This window comes from Streptomyces sp. CA-243310 (assembly GCF_050936775.1).
In the GTDB taxonomy this organism is placed as follows: domain Bacteria; phylum Actinomycetota; class Actinomycetes; order Streptomycetales; family Streptomycetaceae; genus Streptomyces.
Map to the genome: position 1 here is coordinate 355951 of NZ_JBNJMF010000001.1, position 11542 is coordinate 367492.

Sequence of the window (11542 nt, forward strand, 5' to 3'; positions counted from 1 at the left end):
AGATGACGCTAGCGTGGGGGCACCTTTGCACAACGCGGGAGCTCGGAGCACCGGGCTGAGAGGGCGCTGATCACCGTACGCACGTCGTCACGACACGTACGGGAAGAGGCTGCGTCGACCGCCGAACCTGTTACCGGGTAATGCCGGCGTAGGGAGATCAGGTCTCATGACCATTCAGGATGCACGCACGCCTGCCGTCAGCCAGGACGCCGAGGGCCAGACCGAGCGCCAGCCCGGCTGGCACAAGGGATACCTGGCGGGCTCCCGCCCCGACATCCGGGTGCCGGTCCGCCAGGTGCACCTCACCAACGGCAAGGACGTGACGCTCTACGACACGTCCGGTCCGTACACCGACCCCCGGATCGAGACGGACGTACGCCGGGGTCTCGCTCCGCTCCGCGAGAACTGGATCATCGGTCGCGGCGACACCGAGGAGTACTCGGGTCGTCCTGTGCGCCCCGAGGACGACGGCATCAAGCACACGTCGCCCCGCGGCGGTCTCAAGAACCTCGACGCGGTCTTCCCGGGCCGGCCCCGTCAGCCCCGCCGGGGCCGCGACGGCGCCGCCGTCACGCAACTCGCGTACGCCCGACGGGGCGAGATCACCCCGGAGATGGAGTACGTCGCGATCCGCGAGAACGTCTCCCCCGAGGTCGTCCGCGAGGAGATCGCGGCAGGTCGCGCCGTGCTTCCGGCGAATGTGAACCACCCGGAGATCGAGCCGATGATCATCGGCAAGCGCTTCCTGGTGAAGGTCAACGCCAACATCGGCAACTCGGCCGTCACCTCCTCCATCGAGGAGGAGGTGGACAAGATGACCTGGGCGACCAAGTGGGGCGCCGACACGGTCATGGACCTCTCCACCGGCCGCAACATCCACACCACGCGCGAGTGGGTGCTGCGCAACTCCCCCGTCCCGATCGGCACCGTGCCGCTGTACCAGGCGCTGGAGAAGGTCGACGGCCGGGCCGAGGAGCTGACGTGGGAGATCTACAAGGACACGGTCATCGAGCAGGCCGAACAGGGCGTCGACTACATGACGGTGCATGCCGGCGTGCTGCTGCCGTACGTGCCGCTGACCGCCCGTCGCAAGACCGGCATCGTCTCGCGGGGCGGCTCGATCATGGCCGCGTGGTGCCTCGCGCACCACAAGGAGAACTTCCTCTACACGAACTTCGAGGAGCTCTGCGAGATCCTGGCGACGTACGACGTCACGTACTCGCTGGGTGACGGTCTGCGCCCCGGATCCATCGCCGACGCGAACGACGCGGCGCAGTTCGCGGAGCTGAGGACGCTGGGCGAGCTGAACACCATCGCCAAGCGCCACAACGTCCAGACGATGATCGAGGGCCCGGGCCACGTCCCGATGCACAAGATCAAGGAGAACATCGACCTTCAGCAGGAGATCTGCGAGGAGGCGCCGTTCTACACGCTCGGCCCGCTGACCACCGACGTCGCTCCCGCGTACGACCACATCACCTCCGGCATCGGCGCGGCCATGATCGCCTGGTGGGGTACCGCGATGCTCTGCTACGTGACGCCCAAGGAGCACCTGGGCCTGCCCAACCGGGACGACGTGAAGACCGGTGTCATCACGTACAAGATCTCCGCGCACGCGGCCGACCTGGCCAAGGGGCACCCGGGCGCCCAGGAGTGGGACGACGCCTTGTCGGATGCCCGGTTCGAGTTCCGCTGGGAGGACCAGTTCAACCTGGCCCTCGACCCGGACACGGCCCGCGCCTTCCACGACGAGACCCTCCCGGCGGAGCCGGCCAAGACCGCGCACTTCTGCTCCATGTGCGGGCCCAAGTTCTGCTCGATGAAGATCTCCCAGGACATCCGCCGAGAACACGGTGGTGACCTGAAGGCGGACGAGATCCAGGCGGGCATGGCGGAGAAGTCCGCCGAGTTCGCCGCCTCGGGCAACCGCGTCTACCTGCCGCTGGCGGACTGACGCAGGGCGCGGTGCCGCCGTTGTCCGGACCGGGGGGATCGGACAGCGGCGGCGCCTTCGCCTGTCGGCGGTGAGGTTCGCCGTCGGCGGCGACGTTCGTTCGTCGGTGGTGACGTGTTCGTCCGTCGGTGGTGACATTCGCGCCTCGAATTCCCTTGCGTTCGAGTGTGCTTCAACTCCTAGAGTCCACCGCCATGACCATGCGATACAGGAATCTGGGCGGGACCGGCATCGAGGTGAGTGCCCACTGCCTCGGCACGATGATGTTCGGGGCCGTGGGGAACCCGGATCACGAGGAGTGCGTACGGATCATCCACGCCGCGCTCGACCGGGGGATCAACTTCGTCGACACCGCGGACATGTACTCCGCGGGCGAGTCGGAGCTGATCGTGGGCAAGGCCCTCAAGGGGCGTCGCGACGACGTGGTGCTCGCCACGAAGGTGCACTTTCAGATGGGCGAGGGACGCAACCGCAGCGGGAACTCGCGGCGGTGGATCGTCCGGGCCGTCGAGGACAGTCTTCGGAGGCTCGACACCGATTGGATCGACCTCTACCAGGTGCACCGGCCCGACCACGGCACCGACGTCGAGGAGACCCTGGCCGTACTCGGTGACCTGGTGCGGGCCGGCAAGATCAGGGCCTTCGGGTGCTCCACCTTCCCGGCCGAGGAACTCGTCGAGGCGTACCACGTCTCGGAGCGCCGAGCGCTGCCCCGTTTCCGCACGGAACAGCCTCCGTACTCGATCCTCGCGCGCGGCATCGAGGCCGATGTGCTCCCCGTGGCCCGGCGCCACGGTATGGGCGTCCTGACCTGGAGCCCGCTCGCGTCCGGTTTCCTGAGCGGCAGGTACCGGCTCGGTGGGCCGGTCGACCTGACATCGGGGCGGGCGGCGCTGACGCCCGCCCGGTTCGATCCGGTGATTCCCGGCAACGTCGCGAAGCTGGAAGCCGTGGAACGGCTCGTCGAACTGGCCGACGAGATCGGCTGTTCACTGCCGGAACTCGCGGTGGCCTTCCCGGTGGCGCACCCGGCCGTCACCTCCGTGATCATCGGCCCGCGCACCATGGAGCAGATGGAGTCGCTCGTAGGCGGAGCGGGTCTGGTCCTTGATGACGCGGCGCTCGACCGGATCGACGAGATCGTGCCGCCGGGCCACAACCTCTACCAGCCCGACGGTGTCTGGCGCCCGCCGGCGCTGACGGAGGTCGCGCAGCGGCGGCGGACGCTCGGGGACCGCTCGGCAGGGTAGACCCCGAAGTCGTGCGATGTTTCACGTGAAACAGACCCGGACGTTTCACGTGAAACAGGTACTACGGAGCGAATCCCTCCGATCAGGTCACTCCGATTCGTGCTCCGGGCCTCCGAAGTCCGGGCTGGTGAAGTCCGGCGGTGAGTAGCCGGGTCGGCTGGTTCCGCCGGAAGTGCCTGGACTCGTGAAGTCCGGTGCGGTGTAACCCAGGTTGGGCATCCGGCTGGACGGAAGTCGTCGTACGGGCGAGCCCGGGCGCGTGCTCGGATCGGCCAGGGCGTCCCGCAGGAACGGCATGATGCCCCGTTCCAGCAGGGCGTTGCGCCAGGCTTCTCGCGCGCGAGAGAGCTCGTCGGGTATCACCACGGTCTCCTCGGCCGCCACCTCGGTGGAGCTGTTGCGGACAGCGGTCACCAACAGCCCGATCACCGCGAACAGCAGTGCGGCCACGGTGAGTGCGCCGAAGAGCCAACCCGCCGTCAGCATCGTTTTGGCAAAAGCGGGTTCGGGGTCGAGCATCTTGAGGCTGTAACCCACGAGCAGGAAGATCAGCATGGCGGTGCCCGCCAGGACCGGCGCCAGTACGGCCACGATGGCGCTCACTCCGGCCCCGCCGTCCTGGCCGCCGTCCTGGTGCTCTCCGGCCCTTCCCGAGGCCGTCAGGGCCTCGTCGCGCAGATCCTCGCGGACCTTCACGAAGTGGTTGTACTCGGCGGCGGCCGCGGCCGTCAGGATCGCGCTGGCGCCCATGGCCATGGTGCGCAACTGTTCGGCGTTCAGTCGTTCGCCCAGGGCGGCGAGTTCGGGCCGTTCGTTCGCTGTGCGCAGCGCCTCGTCGAGGAGCCGATCAAACTCCGGTCGGTCTTCGGTGAGCAGGTGCGGAGCGCTGGTCATGTGCATCCCCCGATGCTCCGTACAAGCCGGTATGCCCGCGTAGACCCGGGCGCCGGCACAAACGGAGGAGAGCCTGCTACGGATAGAGCGATGGTAGAGCGACCATGCCACGCCGTGACAGGGGCTTTCCGGAAATACCCCGCTCAGCGAACGGTCAGTCGCGCAGAGGCAGCTGTACGACCAGGAGCTTTCCGGCCATCGTGACCCCGCCGTCCATGGCGATGGCCAGCCTGTCCGCGTATACGTGCGGGCCGTCCACGACCTCGGGGCCGCGCGGTTCGTCGCCGTCCTCGGTGCCCACCTCGCCGAGCAGGTACGGGATGGGGCTGTGGCCGTGTACCACGCGGCCACCTCCGTAGGTGCCCAGGAGTTCCCGTACGGCCTGCGGGCCGGTTTCCTCGTCACGGAAGGCGAACCGCTTGGTGAACTTTCGGAAAAGGTCCCACGTGATGTCTGCGTCGTTGCGGTTGAGCAGCTCGTGGATGGTGTCGTTGACGTCCTCGATGGAGCTGCCGTAGTCGAGGTAGGCGGTGGTGTCGGAATGCAGCAGCAGGTGCCCGTCCTCCAGCGTGGCCGCGTCGAGCCGCGACATCCACTGGAGGTGCACGTCCTCCAGCCGCTCCATGTCGGTGCGCTGACCGCCGTTGAGCAGCCAGGCGGCCTGGAAGGTGGCGGTGCCGGCGCCGGAGTGGATCGGGGTGTCGCCGAAGCGCTTGGCACCGATGAGCAGCAACTCGTGGTTTCCCATGAGGGCCTTGCAGTAGCCGCCCGCCGCGGCGGCCTCGGCGGAGAGCCGCATGACCAGGTCGATGACCCCGATGCCGTCGGGGCCCCGATCGGTGAAGTCTCCGAGGAACCAGAGCCGGGCGTTGCCCGCGGACCACCGTCGATCGGCGTCGATGAGGTTCTGGGCCTGGAGCTCGGTGACGAGTTCGTCCAGGTAGCCGTGTACGTCGCCCACGACGTACAGCGGGCCGGGCCCGGGCGCCGCGGTCTCCTGGGGGACGTAGTGGATCTGGACCGTGTCACCGGGGCCGCCCTGTGCGCCCCGGCCGATGATGGGCAGGTCGCGCTGCGTGGGCGTGTAGCCGTCGGGGTCCTCGTCCTCGGCCGGCGCGGGTGCGTCCGGCACGTCCGACGCGGCGGGTGCGAGGCCCGTGTACGCGCCGACGACCCGCTGGTGGGGCACGTGTTCGCCCTCCGGGCGCACCGCGACGTGGTCCATCGGACGGGGCACCGGCTCCGCCCGATACTCGGGCTGCCCGTGTCCGGGCGCGCCCTCGCCGTAGTACGCGGGGTACTCGCCGTACACGGGCTGCTCGCCGGACAAGCCGACGGACGCCGCGTACGGGGCGGGTTCGGTGACCGGCACGCGGAAGTCTCGCAGCGTGTCCGTCCGCATCGCGGGTCCCTGACCGGCCCCCTGAGTCATCGACCCCTCCACCACCGTCGCGCTGCCGTACACCTGCGGACCCTCTGACCTCCGGGTCGGAGGGTCCGTGATGTCGTGCGCCCATCATAGGAATGCGGCTCGCGCTCTGTGACGCACCAGGGGTGGTGAATCCTGGTCGGCGCCGGTCCTTCCTGCCACTTTCGACCGATATCTGTGTGGTTGAAATCTTTGGCGGGGCCGTTGGCCCCGCCGGTGTGGCGTCCGGTACCGCCGATTCGTTCGGAAGAGCGGTCAGTCCTGGGCTGGTGAGCGCGGCGGACTGACGGTCGTGCGGGGCTGCCTGCGCTGTGAGGAGGTACGGATGATCAGTTCGGTCGGGACGACCTGTTCGACGGGCCGGCCGGTGTCGACTCCCTCGATCGCGTCGATGAGCAACTGCACGACGGCCGTGCCGATGCGCCGCGGTTTCAGGGAGAGGGTGGTGATCGGCGGTTCGGTGTTCGCGTACACGGTCGATTCGCTGCAGCACACGAGCAACAGGTCCTCGGGGACACGCAGCCCGTAGCGCCGGGCGGCGGCGAGCAGATCGGTGCCGTTGGGGTCGAAGAGCCCGTAGACGGCGTCGGGTCGGTCGGGTCGGGCGAGCAGCCGGTCGGCGGCGACCGCGCCCGCGCACGGGTCGTGGGCGGGGTAGGACTCGTAGACGGGGTCTTGGCCGACGCGCTCGCACCAGTTGAGGTAGGCGGTGGTGGAGAGCCGCGTGTAGGTGTCGGTGGTGGTGCCGGTGAGCAGCCCGATCCGGCGGGCGCCCGCGGCGGCGAGGTGGTCGAGCAGGTTGAGTACGGCCGCCTCGTGGTCGTTGTCGACCCAGGCGGTGACGGGGAGCGACCCGGCGGGTCGGCCGTCGGAGACCACGGGCAGGCCCTGGCGGACGAGCTCGCTGACCACGGGGTCGTGGTCGGAGGGGTCGATCACGACGGTGCCGTCGAGGGCCACGTTGGACCAGACGTCGTGTCGTGAGGTGGCGGGCAGGATGACGAGGGCGTAGCCGCGGGCGAGAGCGGCGGAGGTCGCCGCCCTCGCCATCTCCGCGAAGTACGCGAATTCGGTGAAGGTGAAAGGTTCATCCCCGTACGTGGTCACGGTCAGGCCGATGAGGCCCGACTTGCCCGTGCGGAGGGTTCGGGCGGCGGCGGACGGGCGGTAGCCCAGTCGGTCGGCGACCTCGCGAACGTGGCGTCGGGTGGCGTCGGGCAGCCGTCCCTTGCCATTGAGCGCGTCGGAGACGGTCGTGATGGAGACGCCCGCCGCGGCGGCCACGTCTCTGATGCCGGCCCGGCCCTGTCGGCCGCCGGTCCGCCGGGTGGTCTCGGTCCGGCTCACCTGATGCTTCCCTGCTGCTGTCATGGCGAGCCGATATTAGGGCTCGTGGGGGCGGCTGGTCTGGGTGCATATGCACGCGTTGACAGGCACGTTTCTGCATGGTTCGCCACCCCCAATGACCTTGGAAAAGAAGGTCATTGGCTGCTTGGGGTGGGAGTGGAGCTTGTCGGCGGGTACGGGCATGCCAAAACGGGACGCTGTCCGGTCGGTCGCAACTCACCTGCACGGGGGATGCGCGCCACGGCGCAGGCCACCGGCGCGCGCATATATGCGCGCGCTCCCCCTGTGATCCTGGCGCTGCCATTCTCGGATCGGCGGAATCCTCATAAGGTGTGCAGCATTGAGTCGACGGCGACGTCGACGGGACGGTCGAGGAGGACCTGCGGTGAGCGAGAAGAGCCCGAGGCTGCGCGCCGAGCTGGACGGCATCCCCACCTACAAGCCGGGCAAGCCTGCGGCCGCGGGTGGACCCGTCGCGTTCAAGCTGTCCTCGAACGAGAATCCGTACCCGCCGTTGCCCGGGGTCCTGGAGACTGCCGTCGCGGCAGCCGGCCGTTTCAACCGCTACCCGGACATGGCCTGCACCGGGCTGGTGAACGAGCTCGCAGAGCGGTTCGGCGTACCGGTCGAGCACATCGCCACGGGCACGGGCTCGGTCGGGGTGGCGCAGTCGCTGATCCAGTCGACGGCCGGTCCGGGCGACGAGGTCATCTACGCGTGGCGGTCCTTCGAGGCGTACCCGATCATCACGCAGATCTCGGGCGCCACGTCCGTGCAGGTGCCGCTGACCGACGGGGACGTGCACGACCTGGACGCGATGTACGCCGCGATCACCGAGCGGACCCGTCTGATTTTCGTCTGCAACCCCAACAACCCCACCGGTACCGCGGTGCGCCGGGCGGAGCTGGTGCGGTTCCTGGACCGGGTGCCCTCGGACATCCTGGTGGTGCTGGACGAGGCCTACCGCGAGTTCGTGCGCGACACGGACGTGCCCGACGGCATCGAGCTCTACCGTGACCGCCCCAACGTGTGCGTGCTGCGTACGTTTTCCAAGGCCTACGGGCTGGCCGGCCTGCGTGTCGGTTTCGCGGTGGCGCACGAGCCGGTCGCCGCGGCGCTGCGCAAGACGGCGGTTCCGTTCGGTGTCAGCCAGCTCGCACAGGACGCGGCGGTCGCCTCGCTGCAGGCCGAGGACGAGTTGATGGGCCGGGTCGGTGCGCTGGTGGGCGAGCGGGCGCGGGTGCACGCCACGCTGCTCGCGCAGGGTTGGACGGTGGTCCCGGAGACGCAGGCCAACTTCGTGTGGCTGCGGCTGGGGGAGCGGACCGCCGAGTTCGCGGCGGCCTGCGAGAAGGCCGGTGTGGTGGTCCGGCCCTTCGCGGGCGAGGGCCTGCGGGTCACGATCGGTGAGACCGAGGCGAACGACCTCTTCCTGCACGCGGCGGAGGCGTTCCTCAAGGAGCTGTAGGAGCTGTAGGAGCTGTGGGGGCGTAGGACCTGGAGGGCTGTACGGGCTTCAAGAGCCGTACGGGCCCCAGGGGCGGGCAGGGCGCCCGCGGGAGTCGACTACGCGAGTTCCACGCGGATGGGGTCGCCGTCGCGGACGGTGGCCAACAGGCGGGGGTCGCCGTCGAACGAGCCGAGCACGTTGCACGGGCTCGCCAGGCGACTCTCGCCTTCGCGTGAGATGGGCGTGGGGCCGTAGGGCAGCGCGAGCGCGTCGCCATCGGTCCAGAACGCCACGGTGCCCGGGTCGACCACCTGCCGGGCGTCGTGTTCCAGGGCCACCGAGATCCCGGTGTCGAAGTAGACCTCCTCGCCCCAGGTGTTGGCGGAGGCGGAAATCGGGAGTGCCTCCGTCAGGGCCTTGCTGGTCGGGGTCTCGTCGAGGGTCGCGGTGAGCTGACCCATGGGCCAGGAGATTCGAATCTTCATGGGGCGGATTCAACAATCTGTTGAATGCGTTGGCTAGGGGGGCCCCGCTCAAGCGTCCGAAAACCATGTGCGCCATAATGCTTGTGAATGTGAACGCGTTCACAAGCGTGTCCTGCTTCGTCCCGTATTGAGCAGTACACAACAGGCAAACTGCGGCTGTGACCACGGCGACACGAAGGAGACGACGACGTGGACCAAGCTCTGGCGCCAGAGACCCTGGCGCGATGGCAGTTCGGCATCACCACCGTCTACCACTTCCTCTTCGTCCCCCTGACGATCTCGCTCGCCGCGCTGGTCGCGATCTTGCAGACCGCCTGGGTGCGGACCGAGAAGGAGAAGTACCTCAAGGCCACGAAGTTCTGGGGCAAGCTCTTCCTGATCAACATCGCGATGGGTGTGGTCACGGGCATCGTCCAGGAATTCCAGTTCGGCATGAACTGGTCCGACTACTCGCGGTTCGTCGGTGACGTCTTCGGGGCGCCGCTGGCCTTCGAGGCCCTGATCGCCTTCTTCTTCGAGTCCACGTTCATCGGCTTGTGGATCTTCGGGTGGGACAAGCTTCCGAAGAAGATCCACCTGGCCTGCATCTGGATGGTGTCGATCGGCACCATCCTCTCCGCCTACTTCATCCTCGCGGCCAATTCCTGGATGCAGCACCCGGTCGGCTACCGCATCAACGAGAAGACCGGGCGGGCCGAGCTCACGGACTTCCTGCTCGTCCTGACGCAGAACACCGCCCTGGCGCAGGTGTTCCACACCCTCACCGCAGCCCTGCTGACCGGGGGCGCGTTCATGGTGGGCATCGCCGCCTTCCACCTGCTGCGCAAGAACCACATCCCGGTGATGCGTACCTCGCTGCGGCTGGGCCTGATCGCCGTCGTGGTCGGTGGCCTGCTCACCGCGGTGAGCGGCGACACCCTCGCCAAGATCATGTACAAGCAGCAGCCGATGAAGATGGCGGCGGCAGAGGCGCTGTGGGACGGGGAGAAGGGCGCCCCCTTCTCGATCTTCGCCTACGGCGACGTCGACAAGGGGCACAACAAGGTCGCCATCGAGGTGCCCGGCCTGCTGTCGTTCCTCGCGGACAACACCTTCGACTCCTACGTGCCCGGCATCAACGACGTGAACAAGGCCGAGCAGGAGAAGTTCGGGCCCGGCGACTACCGGCCCGAGGTCCCCGTCGCGTACTGGGGTTTCCGTTGGATGATCGGGTTCGGCATGGCCTCCTTCACCATCGGGGCCATCGGTCTCTGGCTGACGCGACGCAAGTTCCTGCTGCCGCAGGCCCTGCGCACCGGTGAGGACGAACGGCCCCACCTGGTGCTCTTCAGGAAGGCGCTGAGTCCCCGCTTCACCCGTCTGTACTGGCTCACCGCGATCTGGACGCTCGGCTTCCCGCTGATCGCCAACTCCTGGGGCTGGATCTTCACCGAGATGGGCCGCCAGCCGTGGGTGGTCTACGGAGTCCTGCGCACCCGTGACGCCGTTTCCCCCAGCGTCTCGCAGGGCGAGGTCATCACGTCGATGCTCGTCTTCACGGCCCTCTACGCGGTACTCGCCGTGATCGAGGTCAAGCTGCTCGTGAAGTACGTCAAGGCCGGCCCGCCCGAACTCACGGAAGCCGACCTCAACCCGCCCACCAAGATCGGCGGGGACGACAAGAACTCCGACCGGCCGATGGCCTTCTCGTACTGAGGCTGAGGAGACCACACCATGCAACTTCACGACGTCTGGTTCGTGCTCATCGCCGTCCTGTGGATCGGCTACTTCTTCCTGGAGGGCTTCGACTTCGGGATCGGCGTACTCACCAAGCTGCTCGCCCGTGACCGCACGGAGAAGCGGGTCCTGATCAATACGATCGGGCCCGTGTGGGACGGCAACGAGGTCTGGCTGCTCACCGCCGGCGGTGCCACCTTCGCCGCCTTCCCCGAGTGGTACGCGACGCTCTTCTCCGGCTTCTACCTGCCGCTTCTGATCATCCTGGTCTGCCTCATCGTCCGTGGCGTCGCCTTCGAGTACCGCCACAAGCGTCCCGAGGACAAGTGGCAGACCAACTGGGAACACGCGATCTTCTGGACGTCGCTGATTCCCGCGTTCCTGTGGGGCGTGGCCTTCGCCAACATCGTGCGCGGCGTGAAGATCGACCAGCACAAGGAGTACGTCGGTACCTTCCTCGACCTGCTCAACGGGTACGCGCTCCTCGGCGGCCTGGTCACCCTCACCCTGTTCACCTTCCACGGCGCGGTGTTCGCCTCGCTCAAGACCGTCGGTGACATCCGGGACCGCTCGCGGAGCCTGGCGACCCGGCTGGGTGTGGTCACCGCCGTGCTGGCCCTGGTCTTCCTGACCTGGACCCAGGTCTCGCGGGGTGACGGCAAGAGCATGATCGCCATGGCCGTCGCGGTCGTGGCGCTGCTCGCGGCGCTCGGTTTCAATCTGGCCGGCCGTGAGGGATGGTCGTTCGCCCTGTCGGGGGTCACCATCGCCTCCGCCGTCGCGATGCTCTTCCTGACGCTCTTCCCGAACGTCATGCCGTCCTCTTTGAACGACGCCTGGAGCCTCACCGTCACCAACGCCTCGTCCACTCCGTACACCCTGAAGATCATGACCTGGCTCGCGGTGCTGGCCACTCCGGTCGTCGTGCTCTACCAGGGTTGGACCTACTGGGTGTTCCGCAAGCGCATCGGTACGCAGCACATCGTTGACGCGCACTGAGTCGCTGACCGTCCCGGG

The 11542-nt window shown here is 68.0% G+C and carries 9 protein-coding genes; 5 read left to right on the top strand and 4 right to left on the bottom strand.

The annotated features are described in order from the left end of the window. Positions 1-166: 166 nt before the first annotated feature. Complete coding sequence (gene thiC / locus ACQEVM_RS01705; RefSeq protein WP_433073858.1) at positions 167-1954, top strand: phosphomethylpyrimidine synthase ThiC; 1788 nt, start codon at positions 167-169, stop codon at positions 1952-1954. A 200-nt stretch (positions 1955-2154) separates the two neighbouring features. Then, the gene (locus tag ACQEVM_RS01710; RefSeq protein ID WP_433079757.1) at positions 2155-3204 is read left to right on the top strand and encodes an aldo/keto reductase; all 1050 of its coding nucleotides are present in this window, start codon (positions 2155-2157) and stop codon (positions 3202-3204) included. 87 nt (positions 3205-3291) lie between these two features. On the opposite strand, the gene ACQEVM_RS01715 is transcribed toward ACQEVM_RS01710, so the two are convergent. The 3 genes from ACQEVM_RS01715 to ACQEVM_RS01725 all read right to left on the bottom strand — a co-directional run bounded on the left by ACQEVM_RS01715 (position 3292) and on the right by ACQEVM_RS01725 (position 6898). Next, on the bottom strand, positions 3292-4104 hold the full coding sequence (locus tag ACQEVM_RS01715) for a hypothetical protein (protein WP_433073861.1): 813 nt from the start codon (positions 4102-4104) through the stop codon (positions 3292-3294). A gap of 148 nt (positions 4105-4252) precedes the next feature. Next, complete coding sequence (locus tag ACQEVM_RS01720; protein WP_433079759.1) at positions 4253-5545, bottom strand: metallophosphoesterase; 1293 nt, start codon at positions 5543-5545, stop codon at positions 4253-4255. 237 nt (positions 5546-5782) lie between these two features. Continuing rightward, positions 5783-6898, bottom strand: coding sequence for a LacI family DNA-binding transcriptional regulator (locus tag ACQEVM_RS01725; protein WP_053684018.1), 1116 nt, complete (start codon positions 6896-6898; stop codon positions 5783-5785). A gap of 361 nt (positions 6899-7259) precedes the next feature. Here ACQEVM_RS01725 and hisC point away from each other — a divergent pair, with 361 nt between their 5' ends. After that, a complete protein-coding gene (gene hisC, locus ACQEVM_RS01730) occupies positions 7260-8342 on the top strand; it encodes a histidinol-phosphate transaminase (protein ID WP_433073864.1) in 1083 nt (360 codons plus the stop codon). Positions 8343-8440: 98 nt separating this feature from the next. Here the strand turns inward: hisC and ACQEVM_RS01735 are convergent, their stop codons facing one another. Continuing rightward, positions 8441-8809, bottom strand: a complete 369-nt coding sequence (locus tag ACQEVM_RS01735) for a cyclophilin-like fold protein (protein ID WP_433073867.1) — start codon at positions 8807-8809, stop codon at positions 8441-8443. Between the two features lie 189 nt (positions 8810-8998). Here ACQEVM_RS01735 and ACQEVM_RS01740 point away from each other — a divergent pair, with 189 nt between their 5' ends. Together ACQEVM_RS01740 and cydB are read left to right on the top strand one after the other, a co-directional pair. After that, the gene (locus ACQEVM_RS01740; RefSeq protein ID WP_433073870.1) at positions 8999-10504 is read left to right on the top strand and encodes a cytochrome ubiquinol oxidase subunit I; all 1506 of its coding nucleotides are present in this window, start codon (positions 8999-9001) and stop codon (positions 10502-10504) included. 18 nt (positions 10505-10522) lie between these two features. After that, on the top strand, positions 10523-11524 hold the full coding sequence (gene cydB / locus ACQEVM_RS01745) for a cytochrome d ubiquinol oxidase subunit II (protein WP_433073873.1): 1002 nt from the start codon (positions 10523-10525) through the stop codon (positions 11522-11524). Positions 11525-11542 lie beyond the last annotated feature (18 nt).

Bases quoted from the DNA above. Each gene is read 5' to 3' on its own strand.
- thiC (WP_433073858.1), top strand. From the start codon at position 167: ATGACCATTCAGGATGCACGCACGCCTGCCGTCAGCCAGGACGCCGAG.
- ACQEVM_RS01710 (WP_433079757.1), top strand. From the start codon at position 2,155: ATGCGATACAGGAATCTGGGCGGGACCGGCATCGAGGTGAGTGCCCAC.
- ACQEVM_RS01715 (WP_433073861.1), bottom strand. From the start codon at position 4,104: ATGCACATGACCAGCGCTCCGCACCTGCTCACCGAAGACCGACCGGAG.
- ACQEVM_RS01725 (WP_053684018.1), bottom strand. From the start codon at position 6,898: ATGACAGCAGCAGGGAAGCATCAGGTGAGCCGGACCGAGACCACCCGG.
- ACQEVM_RS01735 (WP_433073867.1), bottom strand. From the start codon at position 8,809: ATGAAGATTCGAATCTCCTGGCCCATGGGTCAGCTCACCGCGACCCTC.
- cydB (WP_433073873.1), top strand. From the start codon at position 10,523: ATGCAACTTCACGACGTCTGGTTCGTGCTCATCGCCGTCCTGTGGATC.